This is a genomic window from Wolbachia endosymbiont (group A) of Pogonocherus hispidulus (assembly GCF_964028195.1).
GTDB lineage: Bacteria > Pseudomonadota > Alphaproteobacteria > Rickettsiales > Anaplasmataceae > Wolbachia.
The window spans coordinates 1,174,269-1,199,884 of sequence record NZ_OZ034750.1; the positions used below are offsets into that span (position 1 = coordinate 1,174,269).

18 protein-coding genes, 2 tRNA genes and 2 pseudogenes are annotated in these 25,616 nt (G+C 36.1%); 6 read left to right on the forward strand and 16 right to left on the reverse strand.

Features of this window, described 5'->3' with window-relative positions; genetic code table 11:
* Window positions 1–27: 27 nt before the first annotated feature.
* Both ABWU58_RS05745 and ABWU58_RS05750 read right to left on the reverse strand, forming a co-directional pair.
* Window positions 28–1,233 (reverse strand): MFS transporter, encoded by a 1,206-nt coding sequence (locus ABWU58_RS05745; RefSeq protein ID WP_353282862.1) that lies wholly within the window; start codon window positions 1,231–1,233, stop codon window positions 28–30.
* A gap of 509 nt (window positions 1,234–1,742) precedes the next feature.
* Window positions 1,743–2,480: pseudogene (locus ABWU58_RS05750) on the reverse strand (IS110 family transposase); the annotation flags it as partial.
* A 205-nt stretch (window positions 2,481–2,685) separates the two neighbouring features.
* Between ABWU58_RS05750 and tnpC the strand changes: the two are divergent.
* Window positions 2,686–4,052, forward strand: a pseudogene (gene tnpC, locus ABWU58_RS05755) (IS66 family transposase).
* 148 nt (window positions 4,053–4,200) lie between these two features.
* Here the strand turns inward: tnpC and ABWU58_RS05760 are convergent.
* The 7 genes from ABWU58_RS05760 to ABWU58_RS05790 all read right to left on the reverse strand — a co-directional run bounded on the left by ABWU58_RS05760 (window position 4,201) and on the right by ABWU58_RS05790 (window position 9,993).
* Entirely contained in the window at window positions 4,201–4,620 is a 420-nt protein-coding gene (locus ABWU58_RS05760; protein ID WP_353282863.1) for a DedA family protein, read from the reverse strand.
* Between the two features lie 6 nt (window positions 4,621–4,626).
* The gene (cysS, locus tag ABWU58_RS05765) at window positions 4,627–6,000 is read right to left on the reverse strand and encodes a cysteine--tRNA ligase (RefSeq protein ID WP_353282864.1); all 1,374 of its coding nucleotides are present in this window, start codon (window positions 5,998–6,000) and stop codon (window positions 4,627–4,629) included.
* A complete protein-coding gene (locus tag ABWU58_RS05770) occupies window positions 5,993–6,649 on the reverse strand; it encodes an exopolysaccharide biosynthesis protein (protein WP_353282865.1) in 657 nt (218 codons plus the stop codon). Before ABWU58_RS05770 ends, cysS begins: the two co-directional genes overlap by 8 nt.
* A 90-nt stretch (window positions 6,650–6,739) precedes the next feature.
* Window positions 6,740–7,396: an exopolysaccharide biosynthesis protein gene (locus ABWU58_RS05775; RefSeq protein ID WP_353282866.1), complete on the reverse strand. Its 657-nt coding sequence runs from the start codon at window positions 7,394–7,396 to the stop codon at window positions 6,740–6,742.
* Window positions 7,397–7,622: 226 nt separating this feature from the next.
* Window positions 7,623–8,642, reverse strand: a complete 1,020-nt coding sequence (locus ABWU58_RS05780; protein WP_353282867.1) for a hypothetical protein — start codon at window positions 8,640–8,642, stop codon at window positions 7,623–7,625.
* Between the two features lie 281 nt (window positions 8,643–8,923).
* Entirely contained in the window at window positions 8,924–9,091 is a 168-nt protein-coding gene (locus tag ABWU58_RS05785; protein WP_006013840.1) for a twin-arginine translocase TatA/TatE family subunit, read from the reverse strand.
* Window positions 9,092–9,264: 173 nt separating this feature from the next.
* Window positions 9,265–9,993 carry an ABC transporter ATP-binding protein gene (locus ABWU58_RS05790; RefSeq protein WP_253309408.1) on the reverse strand — a complete coding sequence of 243 codons (729 nt, stop codon included), beginning with the start codon at window positions 9,991–9,993 and terminating at the stop codon, window positions 9,265–9,267.
* 148 nt (window positions 9,994–10,141) lie between these two features.
* On the opposite strand from ABWU58_RS05790, the gene ABWU58_RS05795 reads away from it, so the two are divergent.
* The 3 genes from ABWU58_RS05795 (at window position 10,142) to ABWU58_RS05805 (ending at window position 11,163) form a co-directional block, all read left to right on the forward strand.
* Window positions 10,142–10,218, forward strand: a tRNA-Arg gene (locus tag ABWU58_RS05795).
* Window positions 10,219–10,628: 410 nt separating this feature from the next.
* Window positions 10,629–10,949: a hypothetical protein gene (locus ABWU58_RS05800; RefSeq protein WP_341821083.1), complete on the forward strand. Its 321-nt coding sequence runs from the start codon at window positions 10,629–10,631 to the stop codon at window positions 10,947–10,949.
* A 16-nt stretch (window positions 10,950–10,965) separates the two neighbouring features.
* Window positions 10,966–11,163: a hypothetical protein gene (locus ABWU58_RS05805; protein WP_253309883.1), complete on the forward strand. Its 198-nt coding sequence runs from the start codon at window positions 10,966–10,968 to the stop codon at window positions 11,161–11,163.
* A gap of 346 nt (window positions 11,164–11,509) precedes the next feature.
* On the opposite strand, the gene ABWU58_RS05810 is transcribed toward ABWU58_RS05805, so the two are convergent.
* Window positions 11,510–12,946 carry an ankyrin repeat domain-containing protein gene (locus ABWU58_RS05810; RefSeq protein ID WP_353282868.1) on the reverse strand — a complete coding sequence of 479 codons (1,437 nt, stop codon included), beginning with the start codon at window positions 12,944–12,946 and terminating at the stop codon, window positions 11,510–11,512.
* An 83-nt stretch (window positions 12,947–13,029) separates the two neighbouring features.
* On the opposite strand from ABWU58_RS05810, the gene priA reads away from it, so the two are divergent.
* The gene (priA, locus tag ABWU58_RS05815; protein WP_410542036.1) at window positions 13,030–15,339 is read left to right on the forward strand and encodes a primosomal protein N'; all 2,310 of its coding nucleotides are present in this window, start codon (window positions 13,030–13,032) and stop codon (window positions 15,337–15,339) included.
* 17 nt (window positions 15,340–15,356) lie between these two features.
* Here the strand turns inward: priA and petA are convergent, their stop codons facing one another.
* The 4 genes from petA to ABWU58_RS05835 form a co-directional block, all read right to left on the reverse strand.
* On the reverse strand, window positions 15,357–15,956 hold the full coding sequence (gene petA / locus ABWU58_RS05820; protein WP_353282869.1) for a ubiquinol-cytochrome c reductase iron-sulfur subunit: 600 nt from the start codon (window positions 15,954–15,956) through the stop codon (window positions 15,357–15,359).
* 86 nt (window positions 15,957–16,042) lie between these two features.
* Window positions 16,043–18,751: a DNA gyrase subunit A gene (gene gyrA, locus ABWU58_RS05825; protein ID WP_353282870.1), complete on the reverse strand. Its 2,709-nt coding sequence runs from the start codon at window positions 18,749–18,751 to the stop codon at window positions 16,043–16,045.
* Window positions 18,752–18,803: 52 nt separating this feature from the next.
* Window positions 18,804–18,876: transfer RNA gene (locus ABWU58_RS05830), tRNA-Val, on the reverse strand.
* A gap of 81 nt (window positions 18,877–18,957) precedes the next feature.
* On the reverse strand, window positions 18,958–19,833 hold the full coding sequence (locus tag ABWU58_RS05835; protein WP_353282871.1) for a tetratricopeptide repeat protein: 876 nt from the start codon (window positions 19,831–19,833) through the stop codon (window positions 18,958–18,960).
* Window positions 19,834–20,585: 752 nt separating this feature from the next.
* Here ABWU58_RS05835 and ABWU58_RS05840 point away from each other — a divergent pair.
* On the forward strand, window positions 20,586–20,759 hold the full coding sequence (locus ABWU58_RS05840) for a hypothetical protein (protein ID WP_353282872.1): 174 nt from the start codon (window positions 20,586–20,588) through the stop codon (window positions 20,757–20,759).
* 24 nt (window positions 20,760–20,783) lie between these two features.
* Here ABWU58_RS05840 and ABWU58_RS05845 read toward each other — a convergent pair whose 3' ends face one another.
* Window positions 20,784–22,001 carry an ankyrin repeat domain-containing protein gene (locus ABWU58_RS05845; RefSeq protein ID WP_353282873.1) on the reverse strand — a complete coding sequence of 406 codons (1,218 nt, stop codon included), beginning with the start codon at window positions 21,999–22,001 and terminating at the stop codon, window positions 20,784–20,786.
* Window positions 22,002–23,734: 1,733 nt separating this feature from the next.
* Window positions 23,735–25,564 (reverse strand): translational GTPase TypA, encoded by a 1,830-nt coding sequence (gene typA / locus ABWU58_RS05850; RefSeq protein WP_353282874.1) that lies wholly within the window; start codon window positions 25,562–25,564, stop codon window positions 23,735–23,737.
* Window positions 25,565–25,616 lie beyond the last annotated feature (52 nt).

The window sequence follows — 25,616 nt, forward strand, 5'->3', positions numbered from 1 at the left end:
AGGCTACGGTATAAATTTAAGAGAAAACTAAGACCAATCACATTTTTTATCTTGTGGCTTTATTTGCAATATTGCTATCAGGCTGACCAATAAGCAGAAGACTATATAAAGTCCAGCAGCAAAGTTTATTTGAGGGAATGTTATAGTAAACCAAGTGCATATCATAGGAGTAAATCCCCCATTCAAAGCAAAAGAGATGTTACGTGATAAACTCACTCCACTAAATCTAACATTGGTAGGAAAAAGTTCAGCAGCAACTATTCCTATGGGAACTATACCTCTTTCTATTATAGAAAGAGCCATTACACTAAGCATAATTATAAGGTAATTTTTGTAGTAATATGCAATAGATAACGCAGGACAACATAGTGCCATTGTAATTGCTATAAATAAGATTGCAGTGCGCTCTTTTCCAACTTTATCAGCCAACATTCCAAACGCTATTGAAGATATCGGCATTAATACACTGGTTATAATGAGCACAATTTCGTTGATATATGTCGTTACATACACATCCACTGATGCTATTTCCTTTGCGAGTGTTCGAAGAAATATGGTAAATCCGACAGCAACATTAACAGGTACAGATATTAAAATAGCAAGTATAAGAGCTCTCTTGTGGCGCTTTATAAGCTCTATTATTGGCAAATCAGGTAAATTTCTTTGTTTTCGATTTTTTTCATATGCTGGAGTTTCTCCCAATGTGTATATGCTATACGCGCTAATTAATCCTAAAATAGCTGAGAAAATAAATGGCAATCTCCAACCCCAGGTACAAAAATCAGTAGTTTTTTTGCAGATAATTACTATCACCGCAGAAAGCAAGACACCAATGGAGCGGCCAAAACCCATTATTCCAAAATACATCCCTAAGTTCTCTTTCCTACTGGATAAATGCTCTATAAGATAAACAGAACTTCCTTGTTCACCACCAAGTGCAATTCCTTGTGTTATATGGATTGCAAGAAGCAATATAGTAGAAATGATACCTACTTGATTGTGACTTGGAATAAATGCAATAAGACTTGATGGTATCGATATTAGCAAGATAGTAATTATTAATGCTATCCTTCTTCCATACCTGTCACCAATGTGACCAAATATGAATGCACCAAGTGGCCTTACAATTGCGCCTAGCCCTACAATTCCAAATAATTGCAGTATGTTACTGTAGACATCTTTTGCAAAACAAAACTCTCTGCTGATTATGTTAATCAAATCAATAAAGAGCATGTAGTCATACCATATTGCGATTCTGCAGAGTATGGTTGATATCAACACCCTTGTTTGCACTAAATTCAATTCGTAAATGTTTGCTTATTCTATTCTGGTTGCTTTTTGGGATTTTACAACCTAAACATATGGTGTGGACTTTTTTATTATGGTATGTGATAATTGAGATTGTTAAAATTTAGGTATTCACTGACCGTTCTTGTTATAAACACCAGAATAATAAGCTACTGATATTCTCCATCTTTTTTATCTTTAATCCATCATAGCTAGCGATGCAACAAAGCCATTCCAGTGTCCGCTACTCAAATAACATGGTGAGGCGTCATCCTGCTGCTCCTTTCTTGTCATCCCGCGCAGAATAATTAACCGTCATATCAACTATGTTTTTTTTAAATTTTTTGAATTTAGTTTTATTACAACTCTTGTTTATAATTTTGTATTTTTATTCAATTAGAAAATGCATTTTTGACAATAAACACCCTAATTTATCATAGAAAAATTTTATATCAAACAACAGATTTGGACTTTGCAGCAGCCATTGCAGCCGTTAGTACGAACATTGCTTCTACCGCCTGTTATTCTTCGATAACCAATAGCTTTTCCACTTTCTTTTGGATGCGCCAGCAAGACTTGCTACTTCTTTTCTGTTTAAGTAGCCAAGCTCTGGCATCAGACACACAAAATCTTGAGATAACTTTGCCTGGCACTGTTCTCAGAATTTTTTGGCGCTTCTGTAACTCTAGATTTTTATCAATGATTTTTTGTATAGTATTATTGAGTTCATCTATTTGACTATTAAAGAATTCTATAGTTTTTTGACAACTTTCCCTTACATGGTCATTTTCCGGTGCTTCCAGTCTACATTTTTCTTGAGCCCTCATTTGTGTAACGACGTTGACAAACAAAGTCGATTGTTCTTTAGAGGTAGGTACAAATAGAGAAAGAGTTCTATGACGCATACTGAGCAAGAGCCATTGCATCTAGACTTTGCTAAAGTTCCGTGAGACAAGATAAAGCTTTTGGGTATTAGCTCAGCGATATTCTTGTCAATAAGAAAATGCGATAAACCAATTCCCTGTATTTTCTAAAGTTACTAAAGAATTAGGTAAGATATCTGAAAACTTTTTAAACAATTGTTGCCAACCAGAAGCATTATTATCAAATTCGACAACACTCTTCTGTGTGTGAACCGCAACAACATTTTTAAATTTTCCGATGTCAATAAAGTTTTGATAAGATGTAACCATATTAATAACCTCGATAGTTTATTGATTTAAGATTGTAAACGGGTGCATACATATGTCCCATGCAACTATTCAAACGTATCGAGGGCTAGTGTACCTTGATATAAACGGTTGTTATAACACCAACGCCGTATCCGTTCAGCGGAGTGGCAGAATAAGGTAGACAAGGTGATCTAAAAAGATAATCATAGAGCAAAAGTGAGATAATATGGTAAACCTTTTAGAACTTTGCAAAAATTTACAGCAAAAAATAGAAAAGTTAGAAGCAAAGATAGAAAAACTGGAAGCAGAGATAGAAAACTTAAGAGCAGAAAATAAAGCTTTAAAGATAGAGAATGCTGAATTAAAGGAAAGGCTTGGTTTAAATTCAAAAAACTCATCCCTGCCCAGCTCAAAAGAACTGTACAAAATAAAAAAGGACAAGCCAAAAAGCGAAAGGAATGTTGGCGGTCAGGTTGGGCATAAAGGAAGTTTTCGTGCCAAAATGGAAGCAGATAAAGTAGTAAAAATAGAGTTGCCTGATACTTGCGAATGCGGAGGAGAGCTTGTAATATGCGAAAAACCTTATGTTCACCAAAAAGTTGATCTTCCGGAAATTAGGTCTTATGTAGTGGAATATCAGTTGGAACATGGCCGCTGTCGAAAATGTGGAAAAAGAAAAAGTAGCAAATTACCAGAAGGTGTTACATCAGATACATTTGGTCCAAAAGTTAAATCGATAATTGCAGCACTCAGCGGATTTTACAAGAATTCAAAGCGCGAAGTGGCTAGCATTATAAATGATATTTTTAATTTGAATATAAGTGTTGGCAGCATATCAAATAGTGAACATAGAGTTGCTTCAAAATGCAAAAAAATGTATGAGCAGATCGAACAAGAGATAAGTAGGAGTAAAATTCTACATATTGATGAAACGAGCCATTATAACAAAGGTAAACTCGCTTGGTGTTGGATGTTTGCAAGCAATACGGCAAGTTTTGTAAAATTGACAGAATCAAGAGGAATGAAGGTTTTGCAAGACAGCACATTTTGCAATCGCAATAGTTTGATAGTAACTGATAGATATTCAGCCTACAACTACTTTAATGATAAGAAAAGGCAAATCTGCTGGGCTCATTTGATAAGAGATTTTGAAAGGCTGGCTCATAGCTGGAACATTGAAGTTAAGATTCTTGGCTGTTATGTAAGAGATGTCGCTACTGAATTATTTGCACTAAAAAAAGCTTTACTAAAAAATGAGATAAAGATTTGCCAAACGTGCAAGAAAGTTGCGAAAACGTACAAGGTATTATTTGAAGGAAATATCTCGCTTACCTGAAGCAATTGGAGCTTCTCGAGTTGCGAAGAATATTTTGAAATCTGAAAGAATGATGTGGAATTTTTTAGATGACCCAGAAAATATTCCGCTGACAAATAACCATGTTGAACGGCAAATACGGCATTATGTCGTTTACCGTAAAAACTCATATTTTACACAATCGGAGCGAGGAACTTGAGCGGATAATTTCGTTATACTTAACATGGAAACAAAAGGGGCTAAACCCTTTCCAAAATCTCCTATCTATTGTTTCTTAAACCACTCTGCTGAACGGATACTGTGGAATTGCTTTTAGCTCATGGTGCATCCTATGACTACTGAAATTTTGCATTTAATTTATAGCTCAGCCTCTGTCAGGCCATAGGATGACAGAAGTGGGCTTTAATAGCTGTAGTACTATAGCTGTTATACGCCAAAAGTAAGTATTAGATATAACAAATAGAAGAAATTAGATAGAATGATTAAAGGGGCAAGGATATAAAGGTTTAACTTGAAATAACCTGATAAAATTTGAATCACACTTCCAAGTGCTGGCACCCACGAAAGTAATAAAGTTGCAAAAATTAGCAAATTTTTTGTAACTTTTGGCGTTGTATATTCGTTTTCTAATTTGTGATATGATTTTCGTATAGAGATTGTTATTCTACCTAAATACCAGTTAACTATTCCACCAAGGCTTGATCCTAGTACTCCAAAAAATAACATAAGTAGTGGAGTGTAATACGACCTGAAATAAAGCATGGTATTGAACACAAAACCTTGGTGTATAGGCAAGATTAACGATGATAATAGGCTGTCTTTAAACAGCAGAAAGTAATCTTCCATATAAGTTTACCAAGTTGTTGTACCATCTTCATTGTCAGAAATTGTAATCCCCATTTGTTTCAACTGATCCCTTATTTTGTCTGCAGTATCGTAATTTTTATTTTTTTTTGCAATTTTTCTTAAGTCTATCAACCTTTCTATTTCTTGATGATTTACATCCACAGCAAACCACTTTTCATAACTTGACTCAAGAAGACCAATAAATCTGGCACTCTTAACAAAACTCTCAGTTAATTTAAGCTTTTCACTTTCATTACTCATTTTGTTGATTTTTGCAGCCATTTCATGTAATATAGCTAGAGCTTCAGGAATGTTTAAGTCGTTTTTTAAAGCGTCTATAAAATCTTTAGAAATCTCTGCGTTACTTTCATCAATATTTGTTGTGTCTAAACCACGTAATAACCGATAAAATTTGTTTAAGGTTTCCTGTGCATCAGAAATAACGTTTTCTGTCCAATCAAGTGGTTTTCTGTAGTGAGTTTTGAGCAGTGCATAGCGTATTACTTCACCCTTTATTCCACTATTAAGCAAATCCCTTACCTTGACTATATTAAATAAGGACTTGCTCATTTTCTCTTCATTTACTGTAAGAAAGCCGTTATGTATCCAATATTTTGCAAACATTGATCCAGCAAATGCAGACTTACTCTGTGCAATTTCATTTTCATGATGAGGAAATTGTAAATCTATGCCGCCACCATGAATATCAAAATCTTTGCCAAGATAAGCATATGACATTGCTGAGCATTCTATATGCCATCCGGGCCTGCCCTCTCCCCATGGGCTATTCCAATAACTTGAAAGTTTGTAGTCAATATCATTTGGAGGCTTCCACAGCACAAAATCTCCAGGGTGCTTTTTATTTTCATTAACTTCAACTCTGCTACCTGGAACCAATTCATCAGTTTTTTTTCCTGATAAAGCGCCATATTCATGGTAAGATTCTATATTAAAATACACGTGTTTGTCAGATTCGTAAGCGTGGCCTGATTGCAGTAAATGTTCAATTAATTCTATAATATAATCTACGTTTTCCGTTGCTTTTGGCTCGTGTGTTGGCTCTTTACAATTTATGCTTCTCATATCTTCATGAAAAGCCTTGGTGTAATATGTGCTGATACTTTCTATATTACTACTTTTCTCATTTGCTGCATTAATTATCTTATCATCAATGTCGGTTATGTTACGCACATAGGTAACTTTGCCATAACAAAACTTAAGTAGCTGAAATAACACATCATACACAACAACAGACCGTGCATTGCCTATATGTGCTGTGTCATATACTGTTGGTCCGCAAACATACATTTTCACATGATCTTTATCGATTGGTGTAAAAAGTTCCTTTTTTTTTGTTAAGGTGTTGTAAAGCCTAACCATATACGAAGCTTTTGAGAAAAGAAAATGCCCCAATGATAAGTTGTGGTCCTTTGACTACTACAACAAGAGTAAGCAATAGTCCACACAATGATATTAAAACTCCCAATATGGATAGAAACCCATCTTTACTCATAATACCAAGTGAAATAAGAGTCGTACCAATTGCAGGAATAAAGTTGGTAAGAGGTAATGGAAGAGCTATTGATAATGCACAAAGCAACATTACAAAAGCTAAAATTTTTCCGCCAGGCCCATAGAAAATAAAAGACATTCTTGGTTTCATGAACTTTTCTATTTTTTTTAATGCTGGAGAAGTTTTTTCCACCACAAGAGCTAGTGTTGAACGCTGAAAAGATCTTCTTTCCAACCAATGCGGCATCCAAGGAGAATCAAATCCAAATAAAAGCTGCAGTGAGAATAAGATTAAAGGTATAGAAAGAATAGTTGTATAACCAGGTGGAACCGGTATAGGCACCGATAGCGGCAAGGAGAAGATGATTATTAAAATACCAAAACCGCGCTCATGCAAAGCTGTTTTAATATCGAACAATGTTACTTTATCGCTATCATTGTTATTGGTATCTGCAACCTCTTTTAGAATATCAGAAGCTAGTTTATCACTTTTAGTCAACTTATCATTTTGTGACACGAAAAACCCTTGATAAAAGTAATTCTTAACACAATTATTGTTTTATTTCAATATGCATTATTCATTTCGCGCTAGTACTTCATTCTTTTGTTAAAGTGTTGTAAAGCTTTTAAGAAGAGAAAGTGCTCCGGTTATAAGTTGTGGTCCTTTGACTATTACAACAAGAGTAAGCAACAACGCACACAATGACACTAAAACTCCCAATATGGATAGAAACCCGTCTTTACTCATAATGCCAAGTGAAATAAGAGTTGTGCCAATTGCAGGAAGGAAGTGAGTAAAAGGTAATGGAAGAGCTATTATTATTGCACAAAGCAACATCATAAAAGCCAGAATCTTCTCACCAGGCCCATAGAAAATGAAAGACAGTCTTGGCTTCATGAATTTTTCTATTTTTTCTAATACAGGGGAAGTTTTTTCTACCACAAAAGCTAGTGTTGAACGCTGAAAAGATCTTCTTTCCAACCAATGCGGCATCCAAGGAGAATCAAATCCAAATAAAAGCTGCAGTGAGAATAAGATTAAAGGTATAGAAAGAATAGTTGTATAACCAGGTGGAACCGGTATAGGCACCGATAGCGGCAAGGAGAAGATAATTATTAAAATACTAAAACCACGCTCATGCAAAGCTGTTTTAATGTCAAACAAAGTTACTTTATCGCTATCATTGTTATTGGTATCTGCAACCTCTTTTAGAATATCAGAAGCTAGTTTTTTATCTTTAGTTAGTTTCTCACTTTTTTGCACAATTATCCTTTAATCAAACTATTCCTTTTAAACTAACGTAATTATTGCTGTATTTCAATATACATTTATTATTGTTAATTGTTAGAGTTAAAGTACAATCGTAATTTTGTCATTATACTTGCAGTTGGTGCAAATGAAGTTGTTTGTTACAGCACCAATGCAATACAGTTTTCCCTTGCGTGTTTTTTGGGTTACACGCAAGGGTTAAACTACCTATAAAAAAAAGTTATAGTATATCATTAGTATCTGACTGTGAATAATGACTTTCGTCACTTAATGGATCAGAATACAATGAACTCTGTGATAATTCGATAGATTCACTTTCTTCTTCTGTGCCCCATATCCATGATATAAAACTTCTAAAAATAGATGCAATAGATGAAAATGTACCAGGTTCACTCGTTTGTGTAGATTGACTTTCTTCTGTGTTGTCATCTAGCTTAGCGGTTTCTTTTTGCACTTCTCTTTTATCATCTTCATCGCTTTCTCTAAGCTCTAATGCCTTGTTATGAGCTGGATTTTCATATTCTTCAGTTTGATATTCTTTTGTCTGTCCACTATCTATATCTTTTTTATTTTCTTCTTCTACTTGATTCCCAATTAAATTTCCAACTAATTCAGGGTCTAATGAATTCTTCATACTTGTTAATAGCTCATTTTGGAACACATGGCCCAGCTCATGACCTAAAACAAAGTCCATACCGGCAAATTTGTATACTACTATCGCTTTACCATCAGTTGCACCATAAGCATTATCTGCGTCAATGCCAGCTAATTCATTATATTTCTGGTAATCATTCTTGTTGTTAAAAACATTAACTTCTAAATTTAAAGTTGTTTCAGGTTTGTTTACATCAAACAATTTTTTAAAATTTTCATAAGCAGCATGAATGTCCTTTTGAATTTGGAATTTCTCTTGTGATGACATGTCATCATACTTTATATTATATTTTATACCTTCATCTTGGAATGAAAATACTTTTGGTAATACTTCCTCTATAGTTTCTGGTGCTTTGTCAAAGATCTTTGACTCTGAAGGTTTATATATCTTATTAAAGAATTTTGGTATACATTGTTCTCTAATGTTATATATATGATTCCCATCCATATCACGAACTTCATAATTGTATACAGGATTTGAGTTATTTTTGATTAATTGAAACTTTTGTCCATTAGTGTCAATACCTATTTTACCATTATAATCTTCAGAATAGTTTTTGTATTGTTGATTGTTATTTTTACTCATTTTCGTACCTCACTATTTAAATAAATTTACTCTTACATTATCAGTATAGTATGTATAAAAATTTATTAATAATAATGATTGTATTTTTAAATTTTCACTACAAGACTTGTTTGTATGTTATATAAAGTGACCACGAAAATTTCTACAAAGCATTTTAACAGTATTAGAAAAACCAGAGGAAGGTGAAGCAGACGCGACAGCTTAAGCGGAAAGATTGAAAAATAATTGATGCTTTAAGTGAGTAACACGCACCTTAGTGCGTGTCACGAAGTATGAGGACGCTAACGATCTGGTTCATTAGACGATAATTTTTCTGAGTCCTTAAGCTCCTGTTTAAGGTTTTTGATGCCTTTTCCTAAATCACCCATAACTTGCGGTAACCTGCCTGCACCAAACAGAACTAAAATTATTATTAAGACTAGAAACAATTGCCATGGTCCTAAACTCATTTTCACCTCCATTTAAAATATTGACCTTTAAATATTAAAACTTGACTGAAGTCAAGTAACACATAGATTATATCACCTTTATTTAATTATAAATCAAGGTTTTTTAATTATTTTATAACAATTCCAAACTAGATTGTTTTCTTGCAGCGAATAAGTGGAAACTTTTCGCTTAACTATAGAGTAGAGGAGAGCTCACTAAAAAACTTTGCTAGCGTATCATCTTTAGGCCTATGGTATATATCGCTAGAAACTCCTGATTGAATAATTTTACCATTTTTCATTACGTAGATAAAATCTGCAACTTTCAATGCTTCTTGCGGGTCATGAGTTACCATTAGCACAGGGATATTTTTACTTCTAAAAAGGGACAATATATGTTGTCTTATTCGGCACTTGAGCAGTATATCCAAATTAGAAAATGGTTCATCTAACAACACAACATCAGGGTTTTGTGCCATCACTCTTGCTATCGCAACTAATTGTTGCTGTCCTCCAGATAAGGCGTTAGGGTACATATTTTCATATTTTTCTATATTGAGTAACTTCAAGATTTCCAATGCAATTAGGTGCTTTTCTCTCTTGGAAGAGCTGCGGATAGCAAAGGTTATATTTTCTACTACTGTTTTGTGAGGAAATAATGCAGAATGCTGAAAAATCAATCCGATATTTCTATGCTCTATAGCGACTGATGCCTTATTGCTTGCAACTAACCTATCATTTATAAAAATAGTTCCAGATTTTGGATTTTCTATCCCTGCAATTAATTTCAAAATTGTTGACTTGCCACAGCCAGAATGCCCCAATAAACATGCAACACTTCCTTTTTTTACTTTAATGTTTATATTGCTTAAAGCAAAGTCGTCTTGATTGTTATAGAAATAACCAATGTTGTTAACTAGCATTAATCTTACTTAAACCATGTTATTAAATATAATAGCATTATACTCAAGAAGTACAGAAATGTTTTTTGTCGTCATAAATTGGTTATGCAAGAAATCTAGAAAAGAGAAGGATTTTTTGCTATAACTTTACATAAATGGTAGAAAACACGGGACTATAGCTCAGCAGGATAGAGCGTTGGACTCCTAATCCGAAGGCCGTGCGTTCGAATCGCACTAGTCCCACCACATTAAATTTCATGGAGATTTTTTTTCACAAATACACACACCTTTTTTTGCGGTTTTGAGATATAAATTCCCTTTAAGTTAATATGTATAGCTGGCCCAAGCAACACGTCATACCGCCGCGGTATCTCTTAGCATAGATCCCGCTAACACGTAGCGGGATGACGGTTGTCAGGGTGTCATCCAAGTAGCCTCTTTCTTGTTATCCGAGTAGCCCCTTCTCCTGTCATTCCAGTGCTCCTTTTTTTGTCATCCGAGTAGCCCCTTTTTTGTCATCCCAGTGCCCAGACACTGGGATCCAGCCTTTCCATAATCATCAAAACGTTGTATTTTAACATAAAACGGCTACTTTTATGCTTACCAACTTAATAAATTTCCTGGATTGTATATTAAATCAAAGTCGCAAGACTATAATGAGCAAGCTGTTAACTGGATTGATTGGGTGGAATCTTAGTACACTCCTAGCTAGAAAAAATGTAGTACGAACGGTAGGGGGATCTAAAAGATCGAATCACAATCCTGTACAGCATTTGCATTATTATTTGATTATATTTATAGGTACAAAAATGGCTAGAACAGTTTTTATGGGTATTGATGTTTCAAAAGAAACACTTGATATCTCAATCAACAATAAACATCAGCGTATAGAAAATGTAGAGACAGCTATATCTGAGTTTATAAAGTCAAAAATGGCTAACGTATTTGTTAAGTTATGTGTAAACAGGAGGTTATGAGAAACTTGTAATAAAGTTGTATAACATAGCTGTTCATAGAGCTCACCCAAATCGGGCATATGCATTTGCAAAAGCCTGCAATCACTTTGCAAAAACCGATAAATTAGATGCAAAACTGTTGGAAAAATATGCTGAATTCATCGCAAAAAACGATGGGGTAAAAGACTTACTATTACCTACAAATAAAAACATAGTATTGTATTTACTCAAATAATTTAATTTTATTAACCTGAAAGCTTATTGGATTAAAATTATTAAACTAAGAGTTATAATTTTAGCAACTAAAAGCTGTAAATTGCACCATATAAACAGTTATTTCAAGCAAAAGTTATGCCATTAAGAGCTATGCAACAAACATTTATATTTGTGGGTAATAGTAAGATCTAAATCCGATAGAGCATTGTTGGCACACCATCAAAAGTCGCCTCAGACCTCTAATGCATCAATGTACAGACTTACACCTTTTAGTTGGTAATACCATTTTAGACGTTTATCATTCGTTTTAGAAAATACTATGGAATCCAGAAAAAAACATGCCTAGACGAGCTATTTGAATGACATTAGTTGTTAGTTACGCAACTTTCATAACATTCGCTATGACATTTGTTTACTGTTATGTCTGTAAGATACCCTACTATACCACCTAATGCTGCACCTGCAATTCCTAATAATACAGCAGTTGCAATTACTCCGATAGCAATAATCTCAGGTATAATTCCTATTGCAGCTAGTGTGGCTCCTACAGCACCAAATAATAATGCTAAGCCTATAACTCTTGGGGAAATTCCTGAAGCTTGTTTTTGTGGAGAATGATGATTCTTATTATCTGTTATAGGTGGCTGAGCACTTTGCTTTTCCACTGTATGTAAGTTATTGTTAGTTGCTTTTTCTTTGTGTTCATTAAATAATTTTACAAGCTTACTTTTCTTTTTTAAGTCGGCCCAACATGATGCACTGGCGTTTGACTCCCCCTTTTCTTGACCACAAAATTTAGGGTCAGCGTCTGCCTTCAATAGTAATTTTGCAATTTCAATATCATGATCAGTTTCCACACTATCACTGTAAGCAATACATTGTAACATCTTACTTTTTTGCCTATTAGATGCATACGGTAAAAGCATTTCTACTGTACTCTGACTATATTTTGTAATATTGCCGATAATTAACTTTTCGTCTACATGATCTAAACCAATTTCAGCACCGTGTTCAAACAGTACCTTAACAACATCATTTTTGCTTTCTTCTAGAGCATAATACAGCGGTGTACATTTAGATACACTACATGTATTAGGATCTGCTCCATGCTTTAGAAGCATACTTATGACATCAAGATTACCTAGATCACATGCAATATGTAAAGGGGTGTCAATACCTTTCATCAAAATATTAACATCTATTGCGTTAAGTTGTGAGCATAGCTCGACACTGCTATTATGAGCTGATATTGAATTGTTAGCGCTATACTTTGATAAAACTTCTTCAAGTAGCTCTATCCAACCTGATTCAAAATTGCTGCAGGAATTTTTTACAATGTAGTGCAATATTGACTCCCCAGTCCATAAATCAAAAGGTCTGGTTTGTGAATTGATATTTTTGACTTTTTCTAACAAAATTTTTGTCTTGGCTAGATCTTTATCATCAAGAGCCTTAAATAAATCAACCTCTTCTTCACTTAGATGTAAGCCGTAGCGTTCTCTACGAAGTTCTTTTGCCCTGTTTTCAAAATATTCAGCCAAGTTGTTAATCCAATCATCATTAGGCTGTTGGCTAATGAATTCTTCAGTCATCTCGCCTATTGATATTTTATATGCTACTGATATTTCTTTAAACTTTTCTGTTGCTGTCTTTTGCTCTTCTTGGCTTTTATCTGACCATTTGTCGGGATGCCATTTCAATGCAAGCTCGTGATATGCCTTCTTAATCTCTTCTGTGCTTGCACTCTCTGACAATCCTAATACTTTGAATGCCTCTTTACGTGTTTTTGGAATTATACTCACTCCCCCAATCAAATTAATTTAGTATAATGCTATACCAGTTTAACCAATCAATCCACAAAAATCAAACGAAGATTTTCAAAACAATGCTAAACTTAATCACTATGGCAAGAACAGTTGATGTATTACTACCACTTCCAATTGATCAGTTATTTTCATATGCAGTTGAGGAAAATACTGAGATTTTACTTGGAGATTACGTAGTGGTGCCATTTGGCAAAAAACGCTTGATCGGAATAGTTTGGAAATATAGTGACAAGAGTGGTCGAGCATTAAAATTTATTGAGCAAAAAATCGATTTACCAAATATTAGACCAAAATTGATCACATTTGCAGAGTGGGTTGCACAATACAATGTAATGCCTATTGGTATGCTTGCCAAAGTAATAATGGGAGGAGTGTTAAAAGTAAACCAAATAGATAAATTGGTTTGTGTTGAACAAAAGCAGGAAATAAGTGAAATAAGTTGCCAATTAAACCCTGAACAGCAGATAGCTAGCGATAAAATAATAAGCAGTTTGAATGAGTATTCAGTGACTTTGCTTGACGGTGAGACAGGATCTGGAAAAACGGAAGTTTATCTCTCTGTGATTGCACAATTGATTAAGGGTGACAGTAATATACATGTCATTCCAGCATTTGATGCACAACTGTACGAACTTTGTAATATAAGAGTAATTTTCACCAAAAAGGATGTCATCCCAGTGCCCAGACACTGGGATCCAGAAAACTTAACTTTAAATGAGTACACCAGGTGGTTGTATAATAAGAACTGGATTCCAGTGTCAGCTACTTGCATGACACCACCTACTGCGCAAATTACCTGCAAATTCCAGTGTTCGTACACTAGAGTGTCAGTTACTCTGATGACACCAGAATATATTGAAATGACATCAGGGGAAGGTAATGCGCAAGTGCTAATCCTCTTGCCTGAAATTGTTTTAACTTCACAATTGGTAAACCGTATTCATGGTCAGATATCAAAAAACTTAGTTGAATGGCACTCAGAGCTCACTCCAAAAACTCGCCGGAATAATTGGCTCAATATAGCAAGTGGAAATGCGCAGATAATTATTGGTGCACGGTCAGCGCTTTTTTTGCCTTATAAAAACCTAAAATTGATTATCGTTGATGAAGAGCACGACTCATCTTTTAAACAAGAACAGGGAATTATATATAATGCTCGAGATATGGCAATTATCTTAGCCAAATTTGAAAATATTCCGATTATTTTATCATCAGCTACTCCACTGCTTGAAACGATTCATCATGTTAAAAGCGGGAATTACAATCATGTAAAGCTAACTAAGCGATTCGGTGGTGCAGAATTGCCACTCATTAAAGTAGTGGATATGAGGAACAACAAGCAATGGATCTCCTCTGAGCTTTTTGAAAGCATCAAACAAACCATAGAGAAAAAACAGCAGGTTATGCTTTTTCTAAACCGCAGAGGGTATGCACAACTGGCAATTTGTAAAAAGTGTGGATATAAAATTTCCTGCTTAAATTGTGCTGTTTGGCTTACGTATCACAAGAAAAAGAATGTCCTTTTATGCCATCATTGCTCTTATCAATTGAAACTTCCAGAAAAATGTTCTAATTGCCAAGGTGAACAGTCATTGTCCCTTTATGGCGTAGGAATTGAAAGGTTGCTTGAAGAAATGGTGAAATTAATACCAAACGCAAAAACTGCGATGATAAGCAGCGATCAGAAGTCGGTTAGTAACGTAATTGACTTGGTACTGAAAGAAGAGGTGAACATTATAATCGGCACACAAATAATTGCTAAGGGGCACAATTTTCCCAAATTAACTTTGGTTGGAGTAATAAATGCAGATTTGAGTCTCGAAAATTCTGACTTAAGAGCAGCGGAAAAGACGTATCAATTATTGCACCAAGTTGCAGGCAGATCAGGAAGGTTTAATGAAAAAGGAATGGTAATAGTGCAAACCAATAACCCTGAAAGTTCAATAATAAAAGCATTGCTGCATCAAAAAAGGGACTCATTTTATGAAATTGAACTTAAGTCAAGACGCGAAGCCAAAATGCCACCATTTAGCAGATTAATAGCGCTTATAATCTGTGGTAAGAATCAGATTGCAACACAAAAAGCAGCGAATGAAATAGTAAAATCTCTTCTCCGTCATCCAAGTAGCTCAACTACTTGTATCCAGGAAAAAAATGTAGGTGCAGACAAAAAGGAATTTGAAATTCTTGGTCCATCACCAGCAGCAATAAATTTCTTAAATAATAAGTATCGGTATAGGGTGTTGCTAAAAATACACAATAAGCACAGTCTATCTGTACAAAAGAAGCTGAAATGTTGGATTAAAAATTGTAACTTGAATTCGAGTATTGCAGTGATAATAGATGTTGATCCTGTGAGTTTTTTTTAACAAATTTATTGTATCCATTAAGCCTTCTTGCCAATTACCACAACATTCTCACTGGGAAAAAAATAATCAGGTACAACCATATTTTTTGGTGCTGGCCCCCCAATTACTCGGCCTGATGTGTCATAATATGAACCGTGGCAAGGACAGAACCAACCATTACCATCTCTTGTAGCATGGTCAACTGGTACACACCCAAGATGTGTACATATTCCGATCATGATTAACCATTCATCTTTTCCTTCACGTACTCTCTGCTCATCTAATTGAGGATCCCTCAAGCTCTTCACATTCACAGCTCTTGCAGCCTCAATTTCTTGCTTTGTGCGTCTACGAATGAATACTGGTTTACCTTGCCACTTTACTTTCACTCCGTGTCCTTCCTGGATTCCAGACAAATTCACCTCCACTGTGGAAGTTGCTAGAACTTCAGCAGAAGGATTCATAGACTTAACCAGTGGCCAAAGTCCACTTGCAGCTCCTATACCTGCCATAGCGCATGTAGTTAATGTTATAAAATCTCTCCTACCCTTATTTTTAGTAAGATCTTTAACAGGAGGTGTTTTTTTATCCTCTTTGTTTGCCAGTGGTTTTTTATTTTTAGTTAAATTTTTGTCCATTGATCTTTACTTAGCTATAAGTATATATTTTAATTTAAATACTGCGTATTAATCAACAAAAACTTGCGCTTTTTGTTTAACCTGTACTACAGCTGAGAAGAGATAGAGTTTTCAACTTCAGAAATACTATCTTCAGTGGAATCAGGATCTTCAATTTTCGCTACTGACACCACCTTTTCTCTACTCTCTGTTTTAAACAGAGTGACTCCTTGAGTGCTACGTCCTGCAATTCTGATATCATTTACTGAAATACGAATTAACTTTCCTTTATCTGTAATAAGCATGATATTATCACCCTGCTCAACTGGAAAACTAGCAACAACATTACCGTTTCTGTTGGTAGTAAGAATATTGGTGATACCAACACCACCCCTGTTAGTTATTCTATACTCATACGCAGAAGTTCTTTTACCAAAGCCATTTTCGGTAATAGTTAATATAAACTCCTCATTCACTGCAAGTTTTAAGAATAATTCGTTATCTATTCCTAAATCATTCAAAGTCTTTTCCAATTTAGAATCAATGGAGTTATTAATTGCAGTCCCCAGTCTTTTTGCAAGTGGAACTTTTAAGTAAAGTTCTTTTGTTTCTGTTGCTACACCTATCCCATTTAATATGGTCATGGATATCACGCTGTCATTCTTTGCAAGTTTGATACCTCTTACGCCATCTGAATTGCGACTTTTAAATTGACGCACATCACTTACAACAAATCTGATACTTTTGCCGAATCTTGTTGAAAGAAAAACATGATCAATTTCATTGCATACTTTAACTGATATTAACTTATCTCCTTCATCGAGCTTGATTGCTATTTTTCCATTGCTTGGAATATAGTGAAAATCCGCTAAAGAGTTGCGCCTTATGTTCCCATGAGCAGTAGCAAAAACTATGTTTTGATTTTCGTCATTTTCACTTGGTAATGGCATTATATTAGTTATTGTTTCACCTTCAGCAAGAGGGAATATATTAACAAGCGCTCTTCCACGTGCAGTTGGCTCTGCAAGAGGTAATTTATAAACTTTTAATCTGTAAACTCGACCAATGTTAGAAAAGAATAAAAAGCTAGTATGGGTATTTCCAACAAATAATTTTGTGGTTACATCCTCTTCTTTTAATCCTTGTCCTAGCTTTCCTTTTCCACCACGACGCTGAGTTCTATAATGAGAAAGCTTCACACGTTTGATATAACCATTCATAGTTACGGTTATCACCATATCCTCTTGTGGAATTAGATCTTCAGCTTCAATGTCCGTATCTGATTCCTCTATTGAAGTTTTTCGCGGCACAGCAAATCTGTTCTTTATTTCTTGTAGATTGTTTTTTATTTCTTTCATCAACTTCTCTCCTGAGCCAAGAAAAGCGATATATTCTTTTATCAGGTTGATCATTGAACTTAGCTCAGCTTCTAATTTGTCTTTTTCAAGGCCTGTTAAACGTTGCAATTTCATGTCAAGAATAGCTTTCGTTTGCAGCTCAGTTAATCTATACACTCCGTCTTTCAAAAAGCTTGTGCTGTCTGAGATTAATCCAATAATTGTGTTTATCTCAGCTGAAGTTTTCCATTCTTTATTTAAAAGTTCTCTACTTGCTTCCGCAGGATCTTTTGCACCACGGATGATTTTTATCACTTCATCTATGCTCAAGACCGCAATGTAGAGCCCTATATATATATGAGCTTTTTCTCTCGTTTTTCTTAGACGAAATTCTGTTCTTCGAATTAATACTTCTTTTCTAAAATCAATAAAGGCCTCTATGATTTCTTTCAATGACATCAAAGCAGGTCTGTTGTTATTGAGGACTAAAGTGTTAACACTAAAACTGCTTCTTAATGGAGTAAGTCCCAATATTTGGTTTAGTATAAAATCTGCTGCAGCATTTCTTCTAAGGTCAATCACTACTCTAATGCCGGACTTATCAGACTCATCCCTAATTTCTGTTATGCCATCAATTCTTTTTTCTTTTACAAGCTCACCTATCTTCTCAATTAATTTTACTTTATTTACCTGGTAAGGTATTTCATCAATCACTATTGCTTGCCTATCTTGTGGCAGGTCTTCCATGTGAGTCTTGCCTTGCACAACAATTGATCCACGACCCGTTGCAAATGCTGATCTTATTCCAGACCTTCCAAGAATCGTTCCCCCAGTTGGGAAATCCGGCCCTGGCATCACTTCAAGTAACTCATCCAAAGTAACTTCAGGATTATCTATATATAACATACAAGCATCTATTATTTCTCCAAGGTTGTGAGAAGGAATATTGGTTGCCATACCAACTGCAACACCGCTTGCACCATTTACCAATAGATTCGGAAATTCTGCAGGCAGTACAACAGGCTCTGTTTCATTTCCATCATAGTTTGGCCTAAAATCAACTGTATCTTCGTCAATATCATTTAGTAAAAAGTGTGACACCTTCTGAAGCCTTGCTTCTGTGTATCGCATTGAAGCTGGTGGATCTCCATCTATCGAACCAAAATTACCTTGCCCATCAATAAGTGGTAAAAGAAGAGAGAAATCTTGGGCCATTCGCACCAAGGAGTCGTAAATAGCTGCATCACCATGTGGGTGATATTTCCCCATTACATCCCCTACTATACGAGCCGCCTTTTTATATGGCTTACCAGCATCGTATCCAGCCCTTGACATTGCATATAATATGCGCCTATGAACAGGTTTAAATCCATCTCGCACGTCAGGTATAGCCCGGCTTATGATAACGCTCATTGCGTAGGAGAGATAAGAATCTTCCAGCTCTTTTACTATTGAGATTGGTACTATATTATCCTGCATTTTCTATATTTTGATTGAAGTAATTAATAATATTAACATTCAGTTAAGCAAATGGGCAATGACAGACTTGAACTGCCGACCTCCTCGGTGTAAACGAGATGCTCTACCAGCTGAGCTAATTGCCCCTTTAGATCTAATTCTATAGCTCAATATTATTATTGTAAACAAAAATAGCGATAAATTAGATTTAGGTAAGCTATAAGCTTTTATGAAATCTTTGAGTGCATGCTGTGAAGTTTTATAAATTTTAGTCTTGCTGTCACTTTGTATAAAGGTATTTTTTCACTCATATCTTTCGAAGTTGTAGCCATGTTCAACAACTTTAAGTAGAATATTGTAGCATTTTTAAAATCTGAAAGTTTATCTAGAATAACAGCTAAATTATAGGTATAAAAAATATTGTTTTCATCAAGGGAAACAGCAGTTGTCATATACTCTTTACCTTTTACATAATCCTCCTTTTTCATATAAATCAGACCTAAATTTGCCAATAAAGGAGCATAATTTTTATGTATATCATACAATTTCAACATTTCACTCAACGCCAGATCAGGATCATATTGTGAGATTATCGTCAGAAAATTTTTTAATATGTAAGGGTTACTAGGGTATTCTTTTAACAGTCTTGTGTAAATCTCTACAGCTTTTTTGTATTCTTTATTAGCGTAATAAATATTTCCCAATCCAATTAAAGCATTTTTATGATAAGGAAACTTTGTGATGATCCGATTAAGGAGAGAAATAGCTGTTTCATTATCTCCTGACTCAAAGGAATCTTTTGCTTTTTTTAAAGTAGAGTATATGTCAAAACTCTTGCCAGAATTCTGCGCAATTTTGATATTAAATTTGTCACTTTTTCTCTCAATAACATCAAGATCTTTATACTTTTTATCAGCTTTTATATGCTTGACAACACTATCAAAGGCCTTCTGTATCTCCAAATTTTCACTAGCATAGGTAACAGAAGACCTCCATAAAATCACAACGCAAATTAACATGCAGACAAACATAGATCCTAGTGTTGTGGCATTGGCTGCAGCGTGTAACCAGTAAACCTTATTTCTTTGAGCTATGCGTAACACATTACAAATTCATAAATGCTAAATTACCTATCTCATACAATAATAAAGATATTATTAATTAGCGATGCTGCGTAGAATGCACTTATCTTTTGTCTTCCATATTTCGCTCTATTAGACTTCTTGCATAACCCAAACTTAAGTAGAAAAAAGGCAAATAGTTCTAAGTTTACCAACACCGTCATTCAAATCGCCCCTCCCTGCCATCTAAGTAGCCTTCTTCTCCTGTCATTCCAGCACCTTCTTCCTGTTATCTGAGTAGCTGACACTGTACGAACATTGTCTATCAGGAAGGTGTCATGCAAGTAGCTGACACTGGTTCTTTTATGACGGTGTCATTCTAGTCTGGAATCCAGGAAACTTAATTGCAAGTAATGCATTGGGTTTGGTGAGTATGGGTTTTGCGTTATAGAATGAAGCACTTTTGGTGAATTTGTAAAGAAAACTGGATTCCAGACTGGAATGACAAGTTCTCGGCAACCCCTACGTCATACCGCCGCGGTATCTCAGCAGATCCCGCTAACACGTAGCGGAATGACGAGGTTATCATCATTCCGCCGCAGACCGTCATACCGCGATTCATTCATCGTCATACCACGATTCATTCGCGGTATCTTAGCATAGATCCCGCTAACAAGTAGCGGGATGACGAGGTTATCGTCATGCCACCGCGAACCGTCATACCGCCGCGGTATCTCATCCGCTAACACATAGCGGAATGACGAATGACTTAACCGTCATACCACGATTCATTCGTGGTATCTCTTAGCATAGATCCCGCTAACAAGCAGCGGGATGACGATTGTCAGGGTGTCATCCCAGTGCCAAGCACTGGAATGACAAGAAGAGGGTACTTGGATGACAAAGGAGGACGTTATTCCAGTGTCAGCTACTTGAATGACACCCTTCTTGGTGGAGATTGCTCTTAAATCACAATTCTCGTACAGTTGTGATTAAGCTAATGCATTGTCAATTCTTTTAGAATTGTCCTCGGCATTTAGCCCAACATTATTTACTACTTTTTCAGTAATAACTTCAGCAAATTCAGGAGAAGGTTCTTTTGTTTCTGTGAGAAATGCTGCCTTCACAATACCTCTTACAGCAAGACATGTAAAGATTGTACAAATTACTGCTGGTATAAAGCACCAAGGGGAATACATAACACCCAAGGCAGTAAAACCTGCTGCAAAACAGCAAAAGACCAGAGCTTCTATTGCTCGATTACGCAGGTAGTGCTTCTCAACACCACTGTATTGTGCTAGTAGCTTTATAATCTCAACCCTGTTCCTATGTCCTAGAAATTCTACTGGACTTTTACCATCAACCTTTCTTTTAGGATCTGCACCATATTTTAAAAGTAGTTCTACAACATCAACATCACCACTTTGGCAAGCCCAAACTAATATAGCATTTGGGTCTGCACGATATTGCAGTAATAACTCTATAATTTCATTGTACTTACAATAAAATGCCCAGCTCAGTGCAGAATTACTATTGGCAGCAGGGTCAGTACCGTATTTTAAGAGCAACTCTACAGCCTTGCTATTCCTGTAAAAACATGCATCAGATAATATGGTATCTTTGTCATTATTTTTTATGTTAGGGTCAGCACCACATTTCAGGAGTAATTCTACAATCTTACTATAACCTCCTCTTCTACAGGCATAATGTAACGCAGTATCACCATATTTGTCTTGTATGTTATAATTAGCACCATGTTTCAAGAGTAGTTTTATAATTTCAATGTTTCCTCCTTTAATCACAGCACAGATCAGTGCTGGATGGACATATACACTATTATCATTAATATAATCACCAAACTTTTCATCTTTATCACTTTTGAATTTAGAAAGTATTCTTTTTAGAAAGTTCAAGTCTTGATCAATAATAGCCATACGTAAAAGGACCAATAAATCATTGGTAGAACTAACTTCATCTAAATCTTCATCATGGGTTACCATAGCTTCTTTTGCACTTTTCCCGGTAAGAAACTCATATGCAACATTTAGTTGTTTACATTTCTCTTCAGCTTTTTTACGCTCTTCCTGTTCTTTATCTAAGTTTTTATCTGGATGAAGCTTAACTACTAACTCTCTATACGCTGTTTTAATTTCCCGTTCACTGGGATTTGCATTTAAGCCCAATATTTTTAAAGCTTCCCTTCTATTCACAATAAATCCCCTACCAAAATATCTTAAGTTAATTATAACCCAAGATTTCAAAAAGCAAAGCTTTTTATGTCAAACTGTGCCTGTTGCACAATTCCATAACTGCACGAACATTGTAATTTATCTCCATCTAGGAAAGGGTGTCATCCCAGCGCCCTGACTACTTGGATCCAGATTGGATACTGAGTTGGTGAGTATAAAAGTATAGCTTCTACGTCATGCCACCGCGAACCGTCATACCGCCGCAGACCGTCATACCGCCGCGGTATCTCAAAGCATAGATCCCGCTAACACGTAGCGGGATGACGATTGTCAGGCTAGTACCTTTTTTTGTCATCCCAGTGCTTGACACTGGGATCCAGGAATTTTATTAAGTTGGCAAGCATAAAAGTAGCCGTTTTATGTTAAAATACAACGTTTTGATGATTATGAAAAAGCTGGATTCCAGACTGGAATGACAGCAGTCCTACGTCATTCCACCACGAACCGTCATACCGCGATTCATTCGCGGTATCTCAAAGCATAGATCCCGCTAACACGTAGCGGGATGACGAGTTACTATACCGTCACGGTATCTCAGCCGCTAACACGTAGCGGAATACTTAACCATCATCTACACCTTCATACCGCCGCGGTATCTCAAAGCATAGATCCCGCTAACACGTAGCGGGATGACGATTGTCAGGCTAGTACCTTTTTTTGTCATCCCAGTGCTTGACACTGGGATCCAGGAATTTTATTAAGTTGGCAAGCATAAAAGTAGCCGTTTTATGTTAAAATACAACGTTTTGATGATTATGAAAAAGCTGGATTCCAGACTGGAATGACAGCAGTCCTACGTCATTCCACCACGAACCGTCATACCGCGATTCATTCGCGGTATCTCAAAGCATAGATCCCGCTAACAAGCAGCGGGATGACGAGTTACTATACCGTCACGGTATCTCAGCCGCTAACACGTAGCGGAATACTTAACCATCATCTACACCGTCATACCGCCGCGGTATCTCAAAGCATAGATCCCGCTAACACGTAGCGGGATGACGAGCTTATCGTCATTCCACCACGAACCGTCATACCGCCGCGGTATCTCATCCGCTAACACATAGCGGAATGACGAATTACTTGACCTTTACAGGGATGACGGTTGTCGTTTAGCCATGAATATTAAGAAATTTACCAAGTGGAAAAAAAGGCAAAAGAAACCCTAGTCACTGTCTATTTTCTGTATTGGCGTTTTTTAAGTCTTAAACACTGCAATTTAGCTGCTTTTAAGTGCAACTAACCTTAGCTAAAATGTTTAAGAAATTTACTAGGCAGAAAAAAAGGCAAAAGAAACCCCGTGGTAATTAGTGTTCACTTCCTAATCCTGCAAATTGGCGTACTATACTGTCTTAAACGACTTATAAGCGCGTTTCAGCTTATATAGGTAAAAACCTAGAAATATTGTGAAGACATAAGGTGCACATAGTGCAAAAAATTAAAAATAAGACGCCAACTACGTTGTTTTCTTGCTGTTTAATCTGCACAGATGAAGATAACTGAATACCTTCAGTATCATGGTAAGAGAACTGGCGGAGTTTGTCAAGTAAGTTTTTCACTTCTACGGACTACTTGAATAACGGCTACAATGTTTGTACAATTGTGCGTTATGCGCTGACCCATTTGTTGTGCTTAACAAAAGCAAATGTTCGTACAATACACACTGGAATCTGTTACCCTGCAAAAAGAAACCTCTACTCCTTATTCTTCGCCCTTCCTGCACGTTTGCGTTCATTTGGATCGAGGAATTTCTTGCGTAAACGTATAGATTTTGGGGTTACTTCTACCAATTCATCATCGTCTATATACGCTATCATATCCTCCAGTGTCATCATCTTTGGAGGAGTGAGTTTTATGGCTTCATCACTACCTGAAGCTCTTACGTTTGTTAATTGCTTACCTTTTAGCACATTTATCTCCAAATCATTGTCACGGCTATGCTGGCCGACAACCATGCCACAATATACCTTATCCTGTGGCTTGATAAACATAATTCCCCTGTCTTGCAAATTGAAAATTGCATACGCCACAGCCTCACCCTTATCTGTAGAAATTAAAACTCCATTGCGCCTTCCAGAAATTGGACCTTTATGTGGAGCATAGCTGTGAAATAAACGGTTAATTATGCCTGTGCCCCGAGAATCAGTTAAAAACTCTCCTTGATAACCAATTAATCCTCTTGATGGCACTAAAAACGTTAATCTTGTCCTGCCATTGCCAGAAGGTCTCATGTCAGTCACTTCACCTTTTCGGAAGCTGAGTTTTTCCATGATAATTCCACTATATTCATCATCTACATCAATTACTACTTCCTCTATAGGTTCAAGTTTTTTGCCATCTTCTTCCTTAAATAGCACGCGAGGGCGTGATACTGAAAGCTCAAAACCTTCTCTCCTCATATTTTCAATTAACACTCCAAGCTGTAGCTCACCACGTCCACCTACTTCAAACGCTTCACCACTTGATGCCAAAGTTACGGTAATTGCAACATTTGTTTCTGCTTCTGCATATAAACGATCCTTTATAACGGTTGAGGTAAGCTTTGTTCCCTCTTGTCCGGCAAAAGGTGAATCATTAACACTCAGAGTAATCGCCATTGTCGGCGGATCAACTGGAGTTGATCTTACTGCAGTTGTAACCTCTGGTGCTGCTATAGTGTCAGAAACTGAAGCTTTCTCAAGTCCTGCAATTGCAATTATGTCTCCCGCCACAGCTTGTTCTACTGGAATACGTTTCAAGCCAGAAAATGAGAGCAACTTAGTTAATCTCCCTCGTTCAATTACTTTACCGTCCAGATCAAGTACCTCAAGATCTGAATTGACTTTTGCAACGCCCTGATAAACCTTTCCTGTCAATATTCTGCCAAGAAACTTATCAGACTCAAGTAGAGTGACCAACATAGCAAAAGGGGCATTTTGATCATAAACAGAAGGTTTTATATAATCTATAACCGTTGAAAATAATGGGTTTAAATCTTTTCTTTCATCAGAAAGCTCCTTGGCACACCAGCCATTTCTACCTGAAGCATACAACACTGGAAAATCTAGCTGCTCGTTGGTTGCATCAAGGTTAAAAAACAACTCATATATTTCATTTAATACTTCATCAATTCTGCTGTCTGGTCGGTCGACCTTATTGATTATCACAATTGGCTTCAAATTTGCTTTTAGTGCTTTTGACAACACAAATTTAGTTTGTGGCATGGGACCTTCTGCAGCGTCAACCAGCAGCAACACACCATCTGCCATGCACAATACCCTTTCTACTTCTCCACCAAAGTCCGCATGCCCTGGCGTATCAATAATATTGATCTTTTCATCGCCCCACATTATTGATGTGCATTTTGCAAGTATTGTAATTCCGCGTTCACGCTCTTGATCACCACTATCCATCACTCGTTCTTGAACTTCTTGATTCTCGCGGAACGTGCCACTTTGTTTTAGCATGTTATCAAGTAAAGTAGTTTTACCGTGGTCAACGTGTGCGATTATTGCTATATTTCGGATCGATTTAAATTCGTTCATTTTCTATCATTTCAAAATTAATTTAGTAATAAGTATACATAAAATACACTTG